Annotated in this window: 21 protein-coding genes; 13 read left to right on the plus strand and 8 right to left on the minus strand. The window is 49.7% G+C overall.

Features of this window, described 5'->3' with window-relative positions:
* Window positions 1–22: 22 nt before the first annotated feature.
* From DS731_RS01195 to DS731_RS01225, 7 genes are all read left to right on the plus strand, one after another.
* Window positions 23–796 carry a TIM barrel protein gene (locus tag DS731_RS01195; protein ID WP_119499620.1) on the plus strand — a complete coding sequence of 258 codons (774 nt, stop codon included), beginning with the start codon at window positions 23–25 and terminating at the stop codon, window positions 794–796.
* Between the two features lie 6 nt (window positions 797–802).
* Entirely contained in the window at window positions 803–1,591 is a 789-nt protein-coding gene (locus DS731_RS01200) for a TIM barrel protein (protein ID WP_119499621.1), read from the plus strand.
* Window positions 1,588–2,568, plus strand: coding sequence for a sugar phosphate isomerase/epimerase family protein (locus DS731_RS01205; protein ID WP_119499622.1), 981 nt, complete (start codon window positions 1,588–1,590; stop codon window positions 2,566–2,568). Before DS731_RS01200 ends, DS731_RS01205 begins: the two co-directional genes overlap by 4 nt.
* A gap of 3 nt (window positions 2,569–2,571) precedes the next feature.
* Entirely contained in the window at window positions 2,572–3,495 is a 924-nt protein-coding gene (locus tag DS731_RS01210) for a sugar phosphate isomerase/epimerase family protein (protein WP_119499623.1), read from the plus strand.
* Window positions 3,496–3,671: 176 nt separating this feature from the next.
* A complete protein-coding gene (locus DS731_RS01215; RefSeq protein ID WP_119499624.1) occupies window positions 3,672–3,929 on the plus strand; it encodes a sulfatase-like hydrolase/transferase in 258 nt (85 codons plus the stop codon).
* A 24-nt stretch (window positions 3,930–3,953) separates the two neighbouring features.
* Window positions 3,954–4,283: a hypothetical protein gene (locus DS731_RS01220; RefSeq protein WP_119499625.1), complete on the plus strand. Its 330-nt coding sequence runs from the start codon at window positions 3,954–3,956 to the stop codon at window positions 4,281–4,283.
* A 16-nt stretch (window positions 4,284–4,299) separates the two neighbouring features.
* Window positions 4,300–5,334, plus strand: a complete 1,035-nt coding sequence (locus DS731_RS01225) for a sulfatase/phosphatase domain-containing protein (protein ID WP_119499626.1) — start codon at window positions 4,300–4,302, stop codon at window positions 5,332–5,334.
* Here DS731_RS01225 and DS731_RS01230 read toward each other — a convergent pair.
* Together DS731_RS01230 and DS731_RS01235 are read right to left on the minus strand one after the other, a co-directional pair.
* Window positions 5,331–6,035 carry a FadR/GntR family transcriptional regulator gene (locus tag DS731_RS01230; protein WP_119503247.1) on the minus strand — a complete coding sequence of 235 codons (705 nt, stop codon included), beginning with the start codon at window positions 6,033–6,035 and terminating at the stop codon, window positions 5,331–5,333. The two genes, DS731_RS01225 and DS731_RS01230, sit on opposite strands and share 4 nt — an antisense overlap.
* 79 nt (window positions 6,036–6,114) lie before the next feature.
* A complete protein-coding gene (locus DS731_RS01235; RefSeq protein WP_150154213.1) occupies window positions 6,115–8,100 on the minus strand; it encodes a methyl-accepting chemotaxis protein in 1,986 nt (661 codons plus the stop codon).
* Between the two features lie 623 nt (window positions 8,101–8,723).
* Between DS731_RS01235 and DS731_RS01240 the strand changes: the two genes are divergently transcribed.
* A complete protein-coding gene (locus tag DS731_RS01240) occupies window positions 8,724–9,311 on the plus strand; it encodes a hypothetical protein (RefSeq protein ID WP_119499629.1) in 588 nt (195 codons plus the stop codon).
* A 199-nt stretch (window positions 9,312–9,510) separates the two neighbouring features.
* The gene (locus DS731_RS01245) at window positions 9,511–11,808 is read left to right on the plus strand and encodes a FepA family TonB-dependent siderophore receptor (protein ID WP_119499630.1); all 2,298 of its coding nucleotides are present in this window, start codon (window positions 9,511–9,513) and stop codon (window positions 11,806–11,808) included.
* 86 nt (window positions 11,809–11,894) lie between these two features.
* Here the strand turns inward: DS731_RS01245 and DS731_RS01250 are convergent, their stop codons facing one another.
* The 6 genes from DS731_RS01250 to DS731_RS01270 all read right to left on the minus strand — a co-directional run bounded on the left by DS731_RS01250 (window position 11,895) and on the right by DS731_RS01270 (window position 18,297).
* On the minus strand, window positions 11,895–12,779 hold the full coding sequence (locus DS731_RS01250) for a dienelactone hydrolase family protein (RefSeq protein WP_119499631.1): 885 nt from the start codon (window positions 12,777–12,779) through the stop codon (window positions 11,895–11,897).
* 200 nt (window positions 12,780–12,979) lie between these two features.
* A complete protein-coding gene (locus tag DS731_RS01255) occupies window positions 12,980–15,121 on the minus strand; it encodes a TonB-dependent siderophore receptor (protein ID WP_119499632.1) in 2,142 nt (713 codons plus the stop codon).
* 21 nt (window positions 15,122–15,142) lie between these two features.
* Window positions 15,143–15,424 carry a DUF3325 family protein gene (locus DS731_RS01260; protein ID WP_161599064.1) on the minus strand — a complete coding sequence of 94 codons (282 nt, stop codon included), beginning with the start codon at window positions 15,422–15,424 and terminating at the stop codon, window positions 15,143–15,145.
* The gene (locus DS731_RS21850; RefSeq protein WP_161599065.1) at window positions 15,421–15,699 is read right to left on the minus strand and encodes a hypothetical protein; all 279 of its coding nucleotides are present in this window, start codon (window positions 15,697–15,699) and stop codon (window positions 15,421–15,423) included. Before DS731_RS21850 ends, DS731_RS01260 begins: the two co-directional genes overlap by 4 nt.
* On the minus strand, window positions 15,689–17,215 hold the full coding sequence (locus DS731_RS01265; protein ID WP_119499634.1) for a PepSY-associated TM helix domain-containing protein: 1,527 nt from the start codon (window positions 17,213–17,215) through the stop codon (window positions 15,689–15,691). Before DS731_RS01265 ends, DS731_RS21850 begins: the two co-directional genes overlap by 11 nt.
* Before the next feature lie 128 nt (window positions 17,216–17,343).
* Window positions 17,344–18,297, minus strand: a complete 954-nt coding sequence (locus DS731_RS01270; protein ID WP_161599066.1) for a cation diffusion facilitator family transporter — start codon at window positions 18,295–18,297, stop codon at window positions 17,344–17,346.
* 116 nt (window positions 18,298–18,413) lie between these two features.
* Between DS731_RS01270 and DS731_RS01275 the strand changes: the two genes are divergently transcribed.
* The 4 genes from DS731_RS01275 to DS731_RS01290 are packed head-to-tail and all read left to right on the plus strand — an operon-like array spanning window position 18,414 to window position 22,800.
* Complete coding sequence (locus DS731_RS01275; RefSeq protein ID WP_119499636.1) at window positions 18,414–19,226, plus strand: hypothetical protein; 813 nt, start codon at window positions 18,414–18,416, stop codon at window positions 19,224–19,226.
* 9 nt (window positions 19,227–19,235) lie between these two features.
* The gene (locus DS731_RS01280; RefSeq protein WP_119499637.1) at window positions 19,236–20,273 is read left to right on the plus strand and encodes an extracellular solute-binding protein; all 1,038 of its coding nucleotides are present in this window, start codon (window positions 19,236–19,238) and stop codon (window positions 20,271–20,273) included.
* Window positions 20,270–21,790, plus strand: coding sequence for an ABC transporter permease (locus DS731_RS01285; RefSeq protein ID WP_119499638.1), 1,521 nt, complete (start codon window positions 20,270–20,272; stop codon window positions 21,788–21,790). Before DS731_RS01280 ends, DS731_RS01285 begins: the two co-directional genes overlap by 4 nt.
* On the plus strand, window positions 21,790–22,800 hold the full coding sequence (locus tag DS731_RS01290; protein ID WP_119499639.1) for an ABC transporter ATP-binding protein: 1,011 nt from the start codon (window positions 21,790–21,792) through the stop codon (window positions 22,798–22,800). The genes DS731_RS01285 and DS731_RS01290 overlap by 1 nt, the downstream gene beginning before the upstream one ends.
* Window positions 22,801–22,828 lie beyond the last annotated feature (28 nt).

Genomic DNA, 22,828 nt, shown 5'->3' on the forward strand with positions numbered 1-22,828 from the left:
ATTTATAATTACAGGAATCAAAATGAAATTATCCGCTTGTATTGAATGGTTATTTGCCGATGAAGCAGACAGCCTCGCCGACCGCGTTCATTGCGCAAAAAAGGCGGGTCTGGACGGGGTGGAGTTTCACCTGTGGCGCGATAAGCCCATTGAAGATATCAAAGCCGCACTGGATGAAACCGGCCTGACGCTGACCAGTTTTTGCGTAGATCCCCGTCGCAGTATTGTTGACTTAACCCAGCAGGAAGAACTGCTTACCGCTATCGAAGGATCTGCAGGGGCCGCACAAACACTGGGCTGCTCAAAAATGATTATTGCATCTGGCTTTGTGTTGCCGGGTAAAACCCCTGAAGAACATTTCGAACTGGCTGTAGCAACGTTGAAAAAAGCGGCGGCACTGGCAGAAGAGAAGCAGGTAACACTGTTGCTTGAGCCACTCAATGACAAGGTTGATCACCCGGGCATGTACCTGGTGTCGGTGTCTGTTGCCCTGGATTTGGTCGAAGCAGTAAACAGCCCGAACCTGCGCTTGATTTACGATGCGTATCACTCGCTCGTAATGGGTGATGACATAACTACCGTGCTGAAAGGTCGCATGCAATGGGTTGAGCATATTCAGGTAGCGGATATGCCGGGACGTGGCGCACCGGGTACCGGCGACATCGACTGGCAGGCAGTCATGAGCATGCTGGAGTCTGAAGGCTACAAAGGCTGGATCGGCATGGAGTTCGTGCTTAACGATATGACAACGGCGCAGGCCGTGGCCTCCACGCGTAAAGCGCTGGGTATGGAGTAAACTGTCATGTTCAGTTTATCAGCCAATCTTGAATACATGTTCCATGAAGCCGGCGATGCGTTAAGTCAGCGTATCGAAATGGCTGCGGCATGTGGCATTAACAAAGTGGAAGTGTTTGCTGTTCCGCCGGCGCAAACCGCGCAGGTAGCCGGAGCACTGGAAAAACACAACGTGACCCTGCATACCATGCTGGTGGACCCGCGCATCATGCTGGTGCTGGAAGACACCCACGACAAGTTTATTGAAACCGTTGAACAAACAGCGCAGCAGGCTAAAGCGCTGGGCTGTCAGCATCTGGTGTGCGGTTCCGGTACCGGTGCGCCGTTTCTGAACCGGCAGGCATCACTCGCTGTGGTATGCAAAGCCATTGGCCGTGCAGCGGAAGTCGCAGAAAAGCATGGGCTAACCCTGTTGCTTGAAGCGGTAAATACCCGTGTTGATCATCCCGGCGTGTTCTTCAGTCATACCAGCGACACATTGCATGTGGCAAAAACCTTAAACCGCGACAGTGTGAAGGTGCTTTACGATATCTATCATTCTCTGGCAGAAGGCGAAGATGTAGCTGCTACGCTGGAGCAGGCAAAAGACCATATTGGTCACATTCAGATTGCCGATTTCCCCGGCCGTCATGAGCCCGGCGCAGGTTCAGTAGACTGGCACAATATGCTTCAGCTTATTGCAAACAGCGGTTATCGCGGTGCCATTGGCGTTGAGTGCTATCCGTCTGTGGCGACCTCGCAGGCGCTGCAGTTTATTCGTGAGCAAATTACTGCATTTAACAAGGAGGCCGTATGAGCAGCCATTTCGCCATGAGCCTGGACATGATAAACCGGCACTACCAGGAACCTAACCGTAACCGTTATGAAACCCGTCAGTTCTGGGAAGAACTGTATCCGTTGATTGCTGCGGCCGGGTTTGACCATATTGAAGTGCCTTTCGAGCCTGTGTGGCAGTTTGGTGGCCGCAGCGGCGTGCCAATGACGCCTTACAGCATTGAAACCAAATACGGCAACAGCGAAAACTACCTGGAATTACTGGCTTCAGCAGGTATACGCGGCGTGAGTGCGGTCACTTTTACACCCAACCTGTTTGTACGTAATCCGCATATGGATTTTTATTTTGGTGCGTTCGGGCATTTCGCCAGTCAGGCCATTGGCTTTACCCGTGATCTGGGCGCAGATATTTTGGTGTTATCGCCTTCTGCCTATGCCGGGCGACTGCTTCATTATCATCCGGGATTAAAAGACGATGCCGGAGATTTTATTGTACGCACTCTGACTCTGTTCACAGAACTCGCTGAAAAAGCGAAAGATGAAGGTGTGAAGCTGGGCCTCAGGCCGGAGTACTGGAGCATTTTGCCGGTAAATACCGTGGTCGATTTTTGTCGTCAGCAAGACAACGTGGAGCTGGTGGTAAACACTGCGCATATTGCGCTGAGCGGTTCAGATCCTTCAGCCTTTCTGAATGCGAATCTTGATATCACTGCCTACGTACAGCTTTCTGATACCAAACTTGAAGACAGCCGTGCTTTTGCCCATGCGCCGAACCCGGAGTTTCCGCCGCAGCAAGCTACTCAGGTTTTCTGTGATGCCGGTCAGGGCAGGGTGCCGGTGAATAACATTCTGGAAATGGTAAGCGGGTCGCTGCCACCGGAAAAAGTGTGCTTTTCTAACCATCATACCCGCGACCCCATGCGCGCCATGTTACGGAACCGCGCGCTGATCAATCAGCATTGTTCACAGACCCCGTTGTCTGACGTTGTGGAGGCCTGAGTTATGTCGAACATCCGTTATGCCAATATGTGTCACTGGAAAGTTGTGCCCTACGCGCAGGTACCTAACTTTCGTGATTTTTACTACGAAGACAACACTAACAGCGTGTATTACGCCGACTGGGACAAGCTGTTGAAATACCAGAAAGCCCTCGGCTTCGACGGTATTGAAATTGCGCCCTGGGATCTGGCTGACTTAACTCCGCTGTTCGGCTCGCCGGAAGCATTCCGCGATTTTGCCGCTGCCCGCGGTGTGGAGGTGACCGGTATGTTTCACGGGGCACATGCCTGCCACGTGAAAGAGAAATTCGACGAAGTGGTGCAGGCCGGGAAAGACGCGGTAGACACCATTGTTAAGTTTGGCGGTACACAAATGAATACCTGTCCTACCGACAACTACCACGGCATCGGCCCGCTCAACGAAGAGCAACTGGCAAACTGTGCCCGCGCCATTAACGCCATTGGTGACTATGCTATTTCAAAAGGGGTCAAAGTAGGGCTGCACAATGAGTTCTTCTGTGGCATTAATCTGAACGAGCATCGCCGCTTTATTGAAATGACCAACCCGGAATCGGTTTTCTACTGCATTGATACCGCGCAGATTTCATTGATGGGCGAAGACTTACTGGATTTCTATGATACTTACGCCGATCGCATCAGCGGTTTTCACTTAAAAGACACTGCAGACCCGGGCCTGCCGGATGAAGTCCGCTTCTCTAAAGATCCTGAAATTCAGGACGACGGCAAGCGCTGGTTCTGGGAGCCGGGTGAGGGTGTACTGGATTTTAAAGGGCTGTATGCGCTGTTGAAGAAGCATCAGTACAAAGGCTGGATGACACTGGAAACCGACGGTTCGCCGGATTATCTGGCGTCCATGGCGTTGTCCCGCTACTACATCGATACGGTGTTAAAGCCTATTTACGATTAAAACGGGGACATTCTGTCTTGTCATGCTGCCTGACCAACTAAACAGGATGTTTGGTCAGGCACTTTTCAGGCGGGAATCTATTTTTTCAATAGCTCATATTGATAAACAAGGCTTCTGAAAATAAAGAGTAAATATTATATTAACGGCAACTTATGATCTTCCCGTAAGAATTTGCTATGAACAGAGTTTTACTTCTACACTGGTTGCTTTTAACCCTACTCATTTTTCAACCCGCAACCGCTGCTACAGAACACCCTAATATTGTTGTCATCATGGCTGATGATGTAAGTAGCAAGATCGGCGCTTTTGGTGACAGTATCGCGCAGACTCCCAACTTAGATAAATTAGCTGCCGGGGGGATCCGCTATACGAATTTCTTCACCGTTGCCGGTGTTTGTGCCCCCAGCCGGGCTGCTCATATTACAGGTATGTAGCCAATATCTTTCGGTGCGCAACATATGCGCACGGAGGATAAACACTACCGGGCTGTACCCCCACCGCATGTTAAAGCATATCCTGAGTTGCTCAGACGTGCCGGATATGCGACAGCGAATGTGGCAAAGCGTGACTATCAGTTTGGCGAACCTTTTAGTATCTGGGATGTGGATGTAAATGGCTTCATGGATGAGCCGGATTTAGCGGTCTGGAGAAAGCTGCCTTCCGGGAAGCCGTTTTTCGCAATGATTAATCTGCTCTCAACCCACGAAAGCAGGCTGGCTCCACGGAAGACACAGGAAACTATTGAAGGCCCTCACGCAGGATTCTTAAAAGCAATGGGGGGGGGTTAGCCAGAATGTACAGGAGGTGACGCAATCAAAAGATGTCACTGTGCCTCCTTATTTACCTGATACGCCGAAAGTACGTGACTCTGTAACGCAAATGTATGACTTGATCCATTACATGGATGCTCAGGTGGGCAGTATCATAAGTAATCTTGAAGAAGACAATCTGCTGGAAAATACGATTATACTCTGGACCACTGACAACGGTGATGGTTTCCCGCGTGCCAAAAGAGCCGTACTGGACTCAGGTATTAAGTTACCTATGATATTAAGGTTTCCTGACGGCATTAGCCCGAATACTGTCGACAGCCGGTTGGTATCAATGGTCGATATTGCACCTGCCGTATTGACCATGGCCGAAGTAGAGGTACCCGATTACATGCAGGGGAGAAACTTTCTGAGTAATCAGAGGGACTATATCTTTGCAGCAAGAGACCGGATGGACCAGGTTGAAGACAAAGTCCGGGCTGTCAGGAATAAACGGTATAAGTTAATCCGTAACTACTTAGCTGATAAACCTTATTTCCGCCCGCTTCCTTTCCGTGACTGGTTTCCGGCTATGCAGGAATTAAATGAACGCCATCAGGCCGGGTTGCTGACACCTCTTCAGGAGTCCTATTTCTCGGCTCCGAGGGCTGAAATTGAACTGTACGACACATTGAACGACCCGCATGAAATCAATAACATCGCTGGTCAGCCAGATGTCCGGGAGATCCAAAGTGAGCTGGAGTCTGCACTGGATAATTGGATGGATGTTGTTGATGACGGCAAGTACGAATCGGAAGACATGTTAATTAATGCAATGTGGCCCGGCGGCAATCAACCACAAACTTCAGCTCCGGTTATTAAACTTGAAGAAGTTAGCGGAAATAAGAAAAAAGTGATTCTGAGCAGTCAGACCGAAGGTGCGTCGATCACTTATTCTACCGACCCTGAACAAAAACACTGGCACCTGTATACTGGTCACCTTGTTATTGATGATGAGAGTCACTTGTCAGCAAAAGCAATAAGATACGGTTTTGCAGAAAGTACAATCAGTACACAGGTAAAAAATTAACTACGCCCGTCAAGCTGCAAAACATCCATATCCTGTTCGATGGCGTTTGATATATGGGCGTGCATGGCATTGCGGGCCCTGGACGGATCGCGGAGTTTCAGTGCATTGAGGATTTTACGGTGTTCATCTACATACGGGTGAACGCCTAAATCCCGTACCCGCTGGTGAAATGTGGAACTGAGCACTGACTGGTTGCGCAATCCCCACAGCCATTTCACGTAAGATTCCAGTGCGCTGTTGTCGGTCGCTGTTGCGATGGTGCAGTGGAAGAGTTCATCAGCCTGCTCTTTGGCTTTCTCACTGGATTTGGTGTCTTCCATGATGCGAAGGGCGTTTTCCAGTACCGCCAGCTGTTCTTTGTTTATTCTGGCGGCGGCAAGACTAACCGCTTCAGGCTCAACCAGAAGGCGTGCCTCCAGTACTTCGAAGGGACCGGGTACATCATCAAGTTGTCCGGCATCCAGTTCATTCAGCGGCAAAGCATAAATGCCTGACCCGGTGCGAATTTCCACCAGACCGGCAATTTCAAGGGCAATCATCGCTTCACGAATAGTGGGGCGGCTCACTTCAAACCGTACTGCCAGGTCACGCTCTGAGGGTAAACGCTCGCCCGGTTTGATATTTCCGCTGCGGATCTGACTTTCTATTTGTGTGGCGACTTCAATATAAAGTCTGCGTACTTTTACCGCTTCTACTTTCATGGCCTGATTCTGATTTTTCTGTCTGCTTAACCGTAAAAGCATAGGGAGACAGGTAAATTAGTCAAGCCAATTTTATCCATCAGTTAACGCGGAACTTGTGCATTTTCGATTGCAGTACCTCGTTGTTTTGTTTGAGCTTCTCTGCCAGCTTATTCAGTTCCTGCGCCAATGTATGTTCATGAGCAGCGGCATCCTGTACGCCAAGGATATTTTCAGCTATCTGACGGGCAGTAACCGACTGCTCTTCGGTGGCTGCCGACATAGTGTTAGCAAGCTGTTCCACGTTACCGGCCCCCTGTTTCACTTCTTCTGCCGCCTGTTCGCCCTGAGCTGTGACATTCAGGGATTCCATGGCCCGCTCATTATTACTGCTGATCCCACTGATAACCGTATTACTCACATTCGTGAGGTTTTCCAGTAAGTCTGAAATTTTATCCGTCGAAGCCCGGCTGGCAGTGGCGAGTTGTCTTACTTCATCGGCGACCACGGCAAAACCGCGCCCGTGTTCGCCTGCCCGTGCGGCTTCGATGGCTGCGTTTAAAGCCAGTAAGTTGGTTTGCTCAGACAAGGTGTTAATTGTATTCAGAATCGTACTGATTTCAGACACCTGCTGACCCATGGTTTGTGCCTCGGCGGCCACGCTGTCCATGTCTATGGTTAATGCCTGCATGGCGGCTTTAATTTCCCGGTTTGCGGCCAGAGAGCGTTCAGAAATGCCTTTTAACGACTGACTGGCTTCCAGTGTTTTCATTGTTGACCGCGCTATCTCTTCGCTGGTGGTTGCCATTTCTTCAATTGCAGAAGAAATCGTCATGGCCTTACCGGATGTCTCGTCGGCATCTTTTAATACCACTGAAGTCGACTTATATAAATCGTCACTGATGCGGTTTGAAATACTCACAGATTCTTTCACGCTTTGCAGTAAATCCCGCAATGTGTGAATGGTCTTATCGATGTAGCCGGAAATCTGCCCCAGTTCGTTATTGTCCGGCAATCGTATATTGACTGTCAGATCGCCATTGCCCGATACTTTATCCAGATTGGTTGAAAGGCTGCGTAACTGCTGGCGTAACAGAGAAATCATAAAGAAGTAGAGCAGGCCAATGACCAGCACGACAATCAGTGAAAATCCGATTATCAACATGAGCTGGCTGTTAGCCATGTCACTGTTGCTGATGGCCATACTATTGATGCGCTCCCATTGCTTGTCCAGCTGTTGCTTGACCTTACCGATTTGCCGTGTGGAGGCCTGAAACCAGTCAGCCGGAGCCGGCAGAACAGAAAAGTTAACGGGGTCAGATTGCAAAGCATCCACCACGCTTTTCATTAACCCGGCGTCTGCAGAGTCTGCTACCTGCTTAAATGCTGAAAGGTCATTCCCGCTGAGCAAATTATTTAATTGCTTTGTGATGTAACCAATATCCTGCTCGTAGGCAGAAATTTCGTTAAGGGCGGCAGGATTTACGGCGCGTTTAGCAAGCACGCCATTTACTTTGCCCCGTACCTGTCCAAGCCGCTCCTTGAGCCACGCATATTGAATCGCATAGGTAAGCTCTGTGGCCGCTTCGCTGCTATGAATATTCAGGGTGAGGTTTGAGGCTGCATCCAGAGCAGATTTATTCAGCTTGCTGTAAAAGCCAAAGGCATTTTTGCCATTGCCGGCATCCACTTCTTTTCTGATCGCCGGCTTAGCTTTCAAGGTTTCCTGCAACAAAGCGACTTTTCGCGGCACATTGAAGCTTTCCGGCCACTGGCCGGATAACAGCGCCATAAGTTGTTGTTCTGCAGCGTCAGCTTTAATGCGCTGAGCATCTACTTTCGCTTTTGCCTCATCACTGCCTGAACCCAGGAAGCCTGCTGTTAGTCCCCGTTCAACGGCATGATGATGGGCCACTTTTTCCAGCCGGTCGAGCAACCGGATGAGGTCCGTGTCGTTACCTGCACCTGAGCGCTGTGCGAGGGTATGACTCACATCTTTACCAACCAGGAAAAAAGCAAAGACAAACAATAGTGCGGCACTGATCAGCGTGAGCTGAACCAGAGAAAATCGATGTAACCAATTCAAGTTGCGTTCCTCGCATTTCAGTTGAGAAAGTAAAGCGGAGCAATACAACACGATTTGCCTGATGGATTTTTAAGCAAAGTATAGTAAGACTGCGAAAAACAGCGAGTTCCGGTGACGGATTAACAACATTTTTGACAGACAAAGAAAGGAATCGTCAGAAACACGCCTGATGCCCGCCATTGGGCAAAGCCGCAGTGCTCCTTGTAAAAAAGTAAAACGTCTTTGTCAGGGCATGCTACTGAGAACAAATTGTCGACTTTAGTATTAGAGACTTCGTGACAAATATCAATGTGATAAAGCAATTAAAATGATTTTAATTTCTAATTGGTAATAATTATCATTTGCGTTATTGGTTTTTGCGGTGTATCTTAAAACCGTCCCTATCATAATAATAATGATCACACTTCAGGCATCTGCCCCGGTACTGGGGCCTGTTTTTTGCCGGATAAACTTTACATTCAGTGGGAGTCGAACGATGGAAGCAATTATCTTTTTGCTGTTGTCTGCGGGCACAGCTGCATCATGTGGTTTACTGGTTCGCTTTTTAGGTCGCTCTGAAACAGAGTAAGCCACCGCAAACCAGTCAAACATCCAGGCGCTTTACATGGTAAACGGAGAAAGTCATGGCGCTCGTTTTATTATACGACGATGCAAGATCTCAACGGATCTGCAGTGCATCGGCCGTTGAAATTTCCACCTTCAGGCAATTTCTCAAAACAGAAAAAGTGTTCTACAACAAATCACGGGTTGGTGCGCTTTTGCTTCATCACTATCAGTTTTTGATGGATCGCGCAGCTACACCTGTACCCAAAGAGCTGTCAGCATGGCTGGAGTCAGATCGTAAGTTACCTGTTATGCACTGCTTGCGGGCAGATATTCAGGATTTATGCGCCTGTTGCCCCTGGGTATCGGAATGTAAACAACAAGACTGTTCTGCCGCCGACTGTATAGGCAGGTTAATGGCAAGCCAGCTTATTACTGATGTGTACGAGTGTGAGCAGCGGCGTATGGATAAGTTTATCGGCGCCGTAATCAGTAAAAGCCGGCGCTTCTTCTATCTGTTACAGAAAAACAGCAGGCAGCAACAAAATTCGCTGTTTGACCTTGTCGATTTGTTGAAACTGAAGGGCAAAGAGGAAGGGGCAGTAGCACACGCCTGCCGGACGACATTAATCAACTACCGTTCTGCATTAAAAACCGCTATCAGCTAGCTTTCCTTAAACGCTGACTGTTTCGTGCAGAGTGCGTTTCACCTGCTCTTCGTAAAATTTCACTCAACTTTGACCCGAATTTCCCCGAAATATATTTTGCGGGGTAGTAACACAGCTCCACTTAAGTATAATGCGTTAAATAAAAATAATAATAATCATTATCATTTATAAAAAGACCATACTTAAATAGGAATCTCGCATGTTTAATACAAACCGGAAGTTTGTGTGCACAGCTGTGTCCGCTGCTATCTCTTCTCTTTTCTCACTCTCAGCTATTGCACAGGAAGAGCCGGAAACGCTGGATGTCACCGTTGTAAAAGCCGCTTCAGAGGAACTGAAGCAGGCGCAGGGTGTATCGGTTATCACAGAAGAAGACTTCAAGCGCCGTCCGGTCACCAATGACATTTCAGAAATCGTTCGTACCATGCCGGGTATTAACCTGACCGGTAACTCGTCTTCAGGTCAGTACGGCAACAAGCGTCAGATTGATATTCGCGGGATGGGGCCTGAGAATACATTGATCCTGATTGACGGTAAGCCGGTGTTGTCACGTAACTCAGTGAAAATGGGACGCTCGGGGGAGCGGAACACCCGTGGTGACAGTAACTGGGTGCCGCCGGAAGCTATTGAAAGTATAGAAGTTATTCGTGGTCCGGCTGCTGCCCGATATGGCTCAGGTGCATCGGGTGGTGTGATTAATATCATCACAAAATCCCCTGAAGTGGCGTCAACCACCGTGTCTTTGCAAACGGAAATTCCGCAAAATGAATATGAAGGCGGTAATCACCGTATCAACGTAGTGAGCAGCGCGCCTTTGTCAGACCGCTTCTCTCACCGCACCATTGTTAACTACAACAAACAGGAAGCCGATGATCCGCAACTGAACCTTGAAGTTACTGATACATCGACAGGTCGTGGCGGCTCGGCTAAAGCGGTTGGTGCCGGTCGTGAAGGTGTGGAGAACATGGATTTCCGTACACTGGTTCGTTTCCAGCAAAGTAAAGAACACCGCTGGGATTTCGAAGGTGCTTTCAGCCGCCAGGGCAATGAATATGCCGGCGATAACGCCTTCCAGGGGATCCGTTACGGCGTAGACGAAAACGACAACCCGATTATCCCTACGGAAGATGAACTTGGCGAAACCGATGCGCTGGCACTGATTGGGGAAGAAACCCTGGTGATGTACCGCCGCACGTTGGGTGTTACCCACACGGGTCAGTACGATTTCGGTGACTCGTTCAGCTATATTCAGTACGAAGGTACAACCAACAGCCGCTTGGGCGAAGGTTCTGCCGGTGGTGGTGAAGGTGCTATCAACAGCCTTGAAAAAACCACGATCAAGTTGTCTAACATTACCGCCAAAACAGAATGGAACGTGCCATTAGAACTGGGAGGCTTTGCGCAAACGGCAACATTCGGTGCAGAATTCCGCGGCGAGACGCTGGATGATGCAGTGAGTAATCAGCTTACTCTAAACGTGGCTGATGAAAGCGAAATTCCGGGGGCTACTGCCGATCCTGATAGCCGTCCGTCTGAAACTGATGCCACACTGATTGGTGTGTATGTGGAAGATAACATTTTGCTTTCTGATTCAGTGACAGTTACACCGGGTATCCGTTTTGACAATCACAGCGAAGCCGGCACGAATTTATCGCCCAGTCTGAATGCATCCTGGCAGGCAACAAAGAATATTGTTGTACAGGGTGGTATCAGCCGTGCGTTTAAAGCCCCTAACCTGTATCAGTTGAACCCCAACTATGTGTATTATACCCGTGGTGGTGGCTGTCCTTTAGACTTTCCCAGCATTGGCGGTGGTTGTCACATTATCGGTAACCCTGACCTTGAACACGAAACCTCCGTTAACAAAGAAATTGGTATTAATTACACTAACGAAGACGGTGTAAATGCCGGTATTACTTACTTCCACAACGATTATAAGAACCGCATTGGTACCGGTAACGTGGCGCCGGAATACGTGCTGCCCGGTGAGGAAGGCGGTGAAGCCAATGTTCAGGTTTTCCAGTGGTACAACATTCCTGAAGCCGTAATACGTGGTCTGGAAGGTAACCTGCAGTTTAACCTGACTGACAGTATTCAGTGGTCGACAAACCTGACGGTTATGCTGGAAACGAAAGACAAAGAAACGGGTGTACCACTGTCAATCGTGCCGGACTACACGGTTAATGCCATGCTGACCTGGCAGGCAACAGAGCAAATCCAGCTTGTACTGAGTGGTCAGCACTATGGTAAAACTGAAAGTCCGGAGCTGAGCCAAAATTCAGGTCAGGCAATTACCGGTGAAGATCGCGATGCCTATACCATTGCTAACTTGAATGCGGTCTATCAGTTTAATGATAATCTGAGCTTCAACCTGTCAGTGAAGAACTTCATTAATACAGATGTTCGCCGTGAAGGTACACAGGCTTCCAGTGCCGGTGCAAATACCTTTAACGAGCCCGGTCGCAGCTACCTGGTGTCGGCGAACTACACGTTCTGATAATCAGCTGTAAAAAAGCCGGCTGTTCATCAAAACAGCCGGCTTTGTTTTTTAATTGCCTCTTATCCGGCAGGCGTATTTTTTCTTCAGGCGTGAAGGCCTTTGTCCAGGATCTTCAGCATTCTGTTCCAGGCAGCATCGGCCTGTTCCTCGTTGTACACCTTTGAATCCGGTGGCGTCCAGCCGTGCAGCGTGCCGGGATATACAGCAATGTCTGCCTGCAAATCCGCTTCTTTATAGGCTTCAACGAGTAAGGGTTCCATCTCCGGACTGCGTTGGGCGTCATTTTCTGCGATGGCGTGTAATGCCAGTGCTTTTGAGTCAGCAACGGTGAAATGGGGACTGTCGTCTTCTTTCGTGGCCAGACCGCCGCCGTGGAAGGTAGCAATCGCGCCCACTTCTTCAGGGAAAGCGGCGGCAGCGTACATAGTAAAGGTGCCGCTCATGCAATAACCCAGCACGCCTTTTGGTGCGCTTGCATCCACCACAGACTGTTCGTTTAAAAAGTCGAAAAAGGCGCGATTGTCAGAGTTGGTATTATCCGGCGTGAGTTTAGCGCGCATGGGTCCCAAAATTTCGCGGGCTTCCGGTGCCGGAAAACTGATGCCATCGGGCAGGGCAGCACCTTTTACATCCCGGTAGAAGGGGTTTACCACCAGCACAGCATATCCGGCGGCAGCCAGGCGCTGACCCATTAAATCGTATGACGCGCGGCGACCCATAATGTCCGGCCACATTGCCACCGCAGGATGTTTGCCGCTTTTCGGGCTCGCCAACAAACAGTCGGCCACGCCATCAGGTGTGTTCACCATTACCTGCTGCGTTTGTACCTCGCCGGAGGCCATGGCAAATTGAGGAAAGGCGGAAGACAAAGCGCCTAATCCTACGAGTTTACTGAAGTCACGACGGTTTAACTGCCCGCCGTTTTTCTTAAAATCGTGAATGTCGGATTCTGTATGGTTGTCGCACATTGTTTTTATCCTTGTCTGATGGCCGGGTTAACAGAGCAAATTTGCCGGCAATTTTTCTATAATGCGCGCAAAATGCACAATTTGACAGTGTAAAACGATAAACAGGGGGCCGGAGACTCCGATGTTGCCTGAAATGAAAAAGCGGCTTACCGCCTGTTGAAATCCTTTCAACAGAAGTAAGCCGCCTCACTCAACACAGATCAGAACGAGTAGTTGAATCTCACTTGTGTGAAACGCGGTTGACCATACTGGATTTGCGCGTTGCCTGAGATGTAGTTGTAGTACTCTTCGTCAAACAGATTGTTTACGTTAAGCTGAACGTCCACCCGGTCGCTGAAGCTGTATTTTGCCATCAGGTTTGTAATAGCAACAGCGTCCTGGGTAACACCGCTTTGCGATACTTCGTCCATCCAGTTCACACCACCACCAATGGTGAGGCCCGGCACACTGTCGATAAAGTTGTAGGTAGTGAACAGTTTGAACTGCTTACGGGGATAGCTTGGGTTAACGTCGTTACCTTCCGCATCTTCGGCTTCAAACTGTGACCAGCCCACATTGATGTTCCAGCCATCAACAGGTTGACCCACTACTTCCACTTCAAAACCGGTACTTTCAGTACCCTGTGCTTCCCGCTGGGCAATGGTGGCCGGCGAGTCAGGAACGTAATAAGGCGTACCGTCTTCAGCGATGTCGTCCTGAGCCAGGTTATCCTGATCAATTTTAAATACCGAGATAGCGGTGTTTAAACGCTCGTCAAGGAAACGGCTTTTCAGACCCATTTCATAGGTAACGCCCTGCAGGGAATCCAGGTATTCACCGTAACGGTTTACCGCATTCTGAGGCTGGAAAATATCGGTGTAGCTTGCGTAAACGCGGTGCTGCTCTGTTACGTCATACAACAGGCCGGCGTAAGGAATAAATACACCTGTTTCACCAAAATCTGTAGGTGTGCCGTAGCTGTTACCGGAACGTTCCCAACTTGCAATCCGTCCACCGGCAATCACTTTTAACTGCTCTGTCAGGTTAAGACGGGTGGCAGCGTAAAAGCCTTTCTGTTCGGTATCCATGTCCTGAGCAACGGTGTCTGGCGCGTCAGTCCATACCGGCTCGCTCCAATCATTACCCCAGGTGTAGAAATCAGAGATGGCAAGAGGGTCGCTGCTCACAACAGAGTAGGTTTCAGCGATGGCAGACTGGTCACTGTACAAACCGCCAATAACGAATTCATGCATGGTATCAAACAGCTTGTAGTCACCCTTTAACTGAATATCCAGGCTGTCCAGTGAGCTTTCGCCCTCTGCACGGTAAGGCCATGCAATAAGGCCGGCCCCGGTTTCTTTATCCAGAGAACCGTACACATACAGCAATCTGACATCCGGCTTTTTGTAATCCATGCGGTTATAGTTAACACGCAGTTCCCAGCCGTTGTTAAAGGTGTGCTCTACGTTGGCAAAGATGTTGGTGTTTTTCGTTTCCCAGCGGGTCCAGTCAGCAGACGTGGTGGTTGATACGTCCCAGTCTGTCGGCGTGCCGTCACTGTATAAACCTACCAGGCCACCCCAGAAGTTACCTTTTGGTACGTTATTCTGGTAGCTCATGCCTACGCGCACCAGCGTTCTGTCGGTGATATCACTTTCAACAACACCGTACAGCACGGTAGATTCATTGGTGAAGATGTCCAGGTACGATTCACTGTCTTCATACTTGGCCACTACACGGCCACGAATAGTGCCTTCGTCATTCAGTCCGGTTGATACATCTGCCATGACTTCAAAATTGTTCCATGTGCCCAGTGCAAAGCTCACGTCACCCGCTAAATCTGTGCTGTCTGCATGCTTGCGCACCAGGTTGATAGAACCGGAAGGATCGCCCACACCGGTTAACAGGCCCGTAGAACCGCGTACAAATTCAACCCGCTCAAAAATCGCCACATCTGCGACAGTTTCACCGGAATCCGCCGCCAGACTCCAGGGTAACGGTACACCGTCAATCTGGTAAGTGGTGATATCGAAACCACGGGACTGCAGGGTGTTCCGCACGTTATCCAGCATGCGGAAAGACACACCTGTCGTGTTTTGTACTACGTCAATGACGGTATCCAGTGCCTGGTCACGGATACGCTCTTTAGTGATAACGCTCACTGATTGCGGCGTTTCCTGCAGCGTCAGGCCCAGACCTGTGGCCGTATCGATTCGTTCTGTTACGGTATATTTACCGGTCACTTCAACGTGTTCGAGGGTGTCACCGGCGGGAGCAGCTTCCTGCGCCATCGCCAGAGCGGGAGTGAGTGACAGCATTACAGCCGTTGCCAAGGGGGCTAAGCGGTTTTCAGGTGTTTTCATAATGTCTCCAAAGTGTTGTAGTTATTTCCGGGCTTTGCGCCTCTGATTATTTGATATGTAAAGGGCTACCAGTAATGCGCCAACGGTCATTTCGTAGCACCAGTAAACGATGCCCTCAGCAATGCCTTCACTTTCACAGGAAAGGATTAGTGAGAGGGTTAAAAGCAGAAATCCGGCATATTTCAGGGTGTTGTCTGACAGGGGAACAGAAGCCGGCGAAATCAAAAATTTGCGGTTACGGGGCATGGCGGCGGCCAGGCTCCAGAATGCCACAGTGCAAAGAAGCAAAGACAGCAGGGTCACAGGTTGCTCCCTATGCTGATAAACAGCCAGCAACTCAGGCTTGATAAGAGCACGACAGCACTGGTACGCAGCAGCTTCCGGGTGGCAATAATCCATATCACCAGCACGCTGTAGGCAATAAAGCCAAATAACATGCACCAGATAAACGTTACGGCTTTATCAATGTCAGCCAGTTGAAAAAGCAGACCTGTAAGCGCAACAGACAGCAACGAAACCAGTACAAAGCTCCCGAACACGGCCAGCAACAGGCGCCAGACAAACAGGCTATTTTGCATAGTGCCCCACCTCTGTTTCCATGGCTTCATGATGTTTTCTGTTCAGTATTTTCCACTGCAACAGGAACAGACAGCCTGTCACCACCAGGCAGATATCCATCACCAGTAAAATACTGTCTTCCGGGAGCTGATATGTACCAATATGTTTTGTCACAGTTATCATGCTGAGCAGTGGCAGCAACATGAAAGTCACAGCATTGAGCATGGCTGAGTAGCGCCAGCGCCTGTGTTCGCCGGTCAGTAAAGACATCACCAGCACAATGAGCCAGCCGGCAAAAAATACGTCAATTTCTGATTGCGCGCGGTCAGTGAGTGTTTCCGGTAAAACGCGGTTAGCAAGAAAGAAACTGGCCACCGCAAAAGGCAGACCCATAATGGTTGCTGCATTTAAAACCCGTACCCATTGATGACCTTTGTGAGGCGCTTTCTTTTCCCGCTTTTTACTCCACAATACCAGGCCGGTAGCAATCATCACCGAACCTGTGATACCGGAGATAAAATACAGCCAGCGCAGTGGCCAGTCAGCGAAGCGGCCGGCATGCAGATTTATCATGGTTCTGCGGGTTTGCTCTGCCACGGAGGGGACTGCGCGGGTCGACAACAGTTCACCGGTGGCTGTTGAATACACAAGGCGGCGGTACGGAGAAATCAGCCCATTGGTCGGTACTTCCATAAATTCGATGGAACCGTTCTTATCTGTGGGGTTATCAACCCCGATAAACGTAATTTCAGCGCCGCCCAGGCGTTTCTGTGCGTCGTCGAACAGCGTCTGCAAATTCACCGGTTCCGCCCTGATGCCACTGGCAGCAGGTTGCGCCTGCCTGGCTTCAACAGCCTCAAAATAACTGCCCCTGTCACCGAACGTGGTGTTCATGGCCCAGCCGTAAATCATCAGCATGAGGGTAACCAGGCCGGTGTAGGTGATCATAAGATGGAAGGGCACGGCCAGCACGGAGGTCAGCGTATGGGCATCCAGCCAGCTTCGCATACCCATGCCTGACTTGAAGGTGAAAAAGTCCTTAAAGATTTTCTTGTGAATAATGATGCCGGAGATGAGAGCGATAAACATGCACATGGCAGCTATGCTGACCAGCCACCGTGCCCAGATCACCGGCATATAATGAAGATCAAAATGGAAGCGGTATAGAAAGTTGCCGCCACGGGTCTCTCTGACTGACACTTCCTGTCCCGTGCCATCCAGTGTCGCTCTTTTAAAGCCACGGGGACCGGCGTCACTGGCCCGCCAGAAGAGTGTGGACACCGTATCCCGTTCACCCGGCACGCCGATGGACCAGCGCGGTGAGTCGGGGGCTTCTTTCAGCAGAAAGGCCTGAGCATTGGAGACGGCATTGGCCGGAGTGGCCGGGTGAGTCAACTCCGGTTGCATCCAGCGGGTTATTTCAAACTGGAAGAAAGCCAGCGTACCGGTAACAAACACAGCGAACAGCAACCAGCCCAATATCAGGCCTGTCCAGGTGTGCAGCCAGGTCATACTGTCTCTGAAGCGTGAAAACATAATCTTATACTTGGTTTTAGAAGAGTGACTACCGTGGATCGTCAGGGGCAGCAAGTATGAAAGCGCTTAATTCTATCTTAAGTTAAAACCAAATGATAATTGTTTTTATTTTCGTGATGTGTTCCTGATCACTGTGAACCGGACGCCGGATAATCTTCTACGTCCTCGATGACCCGGCGCTCAAGTCTGGCTTCGCCCTCGGGATCAGCATGAATAATTACATCGGCGTCGGTAAATGCATTTTCTATCTGCAATTCAACTTCATCGGTGATGTCGTGGGCTTCGCGGAAAGACAGTCCGGCATCAAGCTGAATGTCGAGCTGTATAAAGCTCTTATCACCGGCGCGGCGGGTACGTAAAGCGTGATAGCTCAGAACATTGGTATTGGCTTCGAGAATTTGTTTTATGGTTTCTTTATCTTCTTCCGGCAACTCTTCATCCATGAGTTGGGGAATGGCTATTTTTGTTACCTGCCAGGCGGAATGTGTGAGAACTAATCCCATTGTCAAACCGGCCACGGCATCCAGTCTTGGAATATCGTAGTAACTACCTGTAAATACTGCCAGCAGCGCACCGGTAATAGCAAAGATGTCGCCAATGTAATGAGCCCGGTCAGACTGAATGATTAATGAACGGGTGCGCTTTAATGCCAGCGTCTGGAATGATACCAGCAGAATGGTTGCAATCAGCGAAAACAGAAGTACGCCAACCGCAATGTCAGGTCGGGTAACCGGCTCCGGATCCACAAGATGATGCACCGACTCCCACAATACCAGCGATGCCGAAGCGCTTATCAGAGCGACCTGGCCAAGAGCGAATAACGCTTCTGCTTTATGGTGTCCGAATTTGTGATTGGTATCAGGTTGAAGGGCAGCATATGAGGCCACACCTGCGGCTGCAACACTGACCAGTAAATCGATACCACTGTCGGCAAGTGAGCCGAGAATGGCAGCAGAACCAGTGATAAACCAGCCGCCGATTTTTAGCAGGCAGAGCAGGGAAGCCACGCACACCGCAGCACCTGTTGCTACTTTCACCCATTTGCTGCGTTCATTGCGGCATTCATTTGTGTTTGCATTCATGGGATTTTCTCCTGCGACAGAGTATGTTTGACTGTTATAACACATAACGTCTATGGCTTTACTTGACAATTGATAATAAGTATCATTTTCAAAAAATAAACATTTAAGGATTAACCATGACTTTCTCAGGATCAACCCGTTGTAAAATTGCCTTAGTGCTGGCACTTTCTATCGGCAGTTTTTCTTCTCAGGTATCAGCAAATGGTGCTATTGGTGATCACGTAAATAACCTTCACGCGCACCTGGGCGAATATTCAGAGGAAGTGCAGTGGCTGGAAGATAAATTTGGTGCCGTCGTTGATGCCTACGAAAAGCAGGGCAAAGGAAAAGTAGATACTGACGTTATGATTGAGTACTGGGAAGAAGTAGATTTCCATTCAGCCATTGAGACACAGTATGTGCCTGTTTATGCGACCATCTGGCAAGGCATTTACGGTGTAAAAACAGCCATCGATAGCGGGGCCGCTACGGCAGCTGTCCGTGCTGAAGAGGCAAAACTGGTACATGCACTCTGGCAGGGCCTGGGGGCGGTAAAACTGGCCTCTCAATATCAGAAAAAAGGCCTTATCGACCAGGTTCAGACCACCGAAGCTGAACCGACAACACCAACAGAAGTCATTGATGACATTAAAGTACGTCTTGACCGCGTAGTAGCAAAGTATGCAGAACAGTTGTCTGAAGTGGCAACCACACTGGTGTTTGATACCTACCTGCAACGTTTTGAAGGTATTGAAGGTGCGCTAATTGAATTGGATGCGCCACTGGTTGAAGATCTTGAGAAAGATTTTAACGTATCTTTACCGCAAGCTATCGAGCAAGACAAAGGCGTGGATGCAGTGCGTGAAGTTGTCAACGCCATGCAGGTTAAGTTAGATAAAGCCTATACGTTGCTGGCAGAAGCAGAGAAAAATCGTAAGAGCGTGTTTTAAGGAATCACTATGCAACGCAGAACATTCGTCCGGGGCCTGGGACTGGCTGGTTTAGCTGGCGGTCTCGGGCTGTTACCCGGCATGTCCTTCGCTAATCCGGCAACCGCGGTATCTGTTGATTCACTGCCAAAATTGAAAGGCGACCTCACGCTTTATCTTGGCAGAGGAGAGGGCGGACTTTACGAAAATGTCCTTGAAGCGATCAAGAAAAAGAACCCGGAACTGAATTTACAAATTCGTCGCGGTGCAACGGCAGAGCTGGCCAATATGCTGGTCGCCGAAGCTAAAGCCGGCGTGAAACGGGCGGATTTGTTCTGGGCAGTAGATACCGGTTCTATAGGTATGATTACTGATCAGGGGCTGGCAAAGCCCCTGCCAGACGACGTGGTCAATCAGCTGAAACCGGGTTTTCAGTACCCTATGTGGTCGCCGGTAACCGGACGTATCCGCACTTTACCTTATAACACTGAGCGGGTGCGTGCAGACCAGATCCCTGACAGTGTGATGGCCCTCGCCGACACAGATTTGAAACTGGGATGGGCACCTGCATATGCCTCTTTTCAGTCTTTTGTTACAGCGATGCGCATTCTCGAAGGTGAGAAAGCAACAGCCAGCTGGCTGAAAGGTGTGAATAGCAGGGCGAAGAAATATGCCGGTGAACTGGGTGTGGTGATGGGCGTTGAGCGTGGTGAGGTGGACCTGGGTTTTGCCAATCACTACTATACGTTAAGGCTTAAGTCCGGCAAGCCGGATGCCACCGTAGATATCGCCTACACAAAAAGTGATGCGGGGTGCCTGGTGAATGCCTCCGGCATTATTTCGCTCACTGAAGGTGATTTACCGGTAAACTTTATCCGTTACCTGCTGACCAGAGAAGTGCAATCTTATCTGGCGTCTGAAGCCTATGAAATTCCACTGGTCGGCGGCGTAGCTCCACCGGATGGTCTCACGCCTCTGAGCAGTATTTCTCCTCCTGATTTGGATCTTCGTAAGTTAGCTGATATAAGACCGACATTAGACTTGATGAGGAATGTTGGCGTTCTGTGAAAAACCTGCCTAAATCGTACCCCTTTGCAATCATCATTGCGGTGATTGCAATTTTACCCGTCGGGGTTTTATTTTCCCTTGCCTCTGATGATGCCGCGTTTTTTGATACCAGAAATATCACTGTATTAATGAATACGCTGGCATTGATGGGGCTCACGGTGGCAGGGGCTGTGATGGTCGGGGTGCCCCTGGCGTTACTTACAGCATATGTCAGTTTGCCTTTAAAGCGACTGTGGCTAATTTTATTTGCGGCGCCGCTGGCTATGCCAAGTTACCTCGGCGCATTTACCCTCTATTTTTCTTTCGGCCGGGGCGGCGAAATCGAGAGCTTTACCGGTTTGACCACGCCATCCCTGGAAGGACTGTGGGGAGCAGGGCTGGTCATGACGTTGTACACCTATCCGTTTGTGATGATGACCACCCGTTCCGCGCTGCTCAGCCTTGATGCCAGTCAGATAAACGCCGCCCGTACATTAGGACTATCATTAACTGCCAGTATCTGGCGCATCGTTTTGCCACGGGTCGTAAACAGTATTGCCGCCGGGGCATTGCTGGCGGCGCTGTATGCGTTATCTGATTTCGGGACGCCGGCAATAATGGGGCTGGATACATTTACACGGGTAATATTCGTGGAATACAACGCCTTTGGTCTCAGTCAGGCAGCCATGTTATCGCTGCAGTTAATGCTGATAGTCGTGCTTATTCTCTTCATCGAATCTCAAATCCGTGGTGCTAAAGAACGACCCGGCAAACACATTCAAATACATGTTCATCCGGCGAAAAGTCTTGGTTTCGCAGGTCTGTTTTCGCCGGTTATTCTGTTATCTCTGGTTCTGCCTCTTGGCATTTTTGTGTTGTGGCTGGCCCGGGAGGGAGCAGAAGGCTTTGATATTACCTATGCATGGAATTCCGCCTACGCTTCCATGATGGCCGCGGTCGTCGCAGTCCTTCTGGCGATTCCCGTTGCCCATGCGGCTATTGCCGGCCGGGTAGGACGATTCTTTGAGCGTATAACGTATTTTGGATTCGGTGTCCCCGGTATTGTAATGGGCACAGCGCTGGTTTATCTCGGATTACAAATTCCGGTACTGTATCAGACGCTGGGCTTGCTGGTGATTGCCTATGTATTGCGCTTTTTGCCGCTGGCTGTGAGTACAGTTCGCAGTACTACTGAAAATCAGGATGGTGGCCTGGTAAACGCTGCGCGGGTACTGGGGGCTTCGCCCAGAGAAGCGTTTTTGCGTATTACCTTACCTCTGACAGCGCGGGGCATGATTGCCGGCGCCGCATTGGTTTTCCTTGAAGTTATGCGTGAATTACCGGCAACATTGATGCTCGGGCCTACAGGTTTTGAAACGTTAGCAACGTACCTGTGGCGTGTTTATGAAGCTGGCTATTTCGGACGTGCCGCCGTACCGGGTTTATGTCTGGTGTTTATTTCCGGGCTCGGGTTAATCCTGATGCTTACCGGCGAGCGAAAAGCAGAATTTTCAGTTAATGAGAGTCAACATTCCTGATGCTAGAAGTTAATGGTTTATCCGTCGATTATGGATCTAATCGGGTAGTGCGAAATTTAGATCTCAAGCTTAATGAAAGCGAGATCTTAATGTTAGTCGGACCCACCGGTTGTGGAAAAACAACAGTTTTACAAGCACTCGCGGGTTTGATCCCTGTAACTGAAGGAAAAATTGCTCAGGGTGGATGGGTTTCCACACCTGAGAAACAGGTGCCACCGGAAAAACGCAACGTCGGGATGGTGTTTCAGGACTTTGCACTCTTTCCCCATCTCACCGTAGAGCAAAATGTTCAGTTCAGATTGAAAGACAATGCGTTGGCAGATCACTGGTTGGAATTACTGGGTCTGAGTGACTTCCGGCATGCTAAGCCTTCACGGTTATCCGGCGGACAAAAGCAGCGGGTGGCGCTGGCCAGAACGCTGGCACATGAGCCTGCTTATGTATTACTCGACGAACCGCTCTCCAATCTGGATGCCGCATTAAAAGATAGTTTACGCTGGGATATTCGCGACGCGCTTAAGAAGGCGGGTGTACCGGCAATTTGGGTAACCCACGATCAGGATGAAGCCCTGTCGGTCGGTGACAGAGTGGGGATCTTAAATAAAGGTGTGCTTGAACAACTGGATACACCAGAGCAGTGTTTTGAAAAGCCGGCCAGTAAATTTGTTGCACGCTTTCTTGGAGAAGCCAGTTTTCTCAAAGGGCGTATTTCCGGCAATGAAGTAGAAACCGCTATCGGCAGTGCACCGGTTTATTCTGCTGACAATCAGCAAGAATTAGTGGAATTGCTGGTAAGGCCCGACGATGTGATTATTACCGAAAAGCCGGAGCAGGCAAACGCGACGGTGTTGCGCAGCCGCTTTGAAGGTGGCAGCAGATTATTGTTTGCTGCGCTGGATTCGGGTGAAACTGTGAGTGCCAGAGTATCTCACGAATTGAAAGTAATGCCTGAGCAGCGGGTATTACTGACGTTGCAATCTGCCCATCCGTTGTCTGCATTTAATTTATAAGTCTCACCGGCCGGGCAAAAATATATCG

Origin of the sequence: Alteromonas sp. RKMC-009, assembly GCF_003584565.2 — a bacterium.
In the GTDB taxonomy this organism is placed as follows: Bacteria; Pseudomonadota; Gammaproteobacteria; order Enterobacterales; family Alteromonadaceae; genus Alteromonas.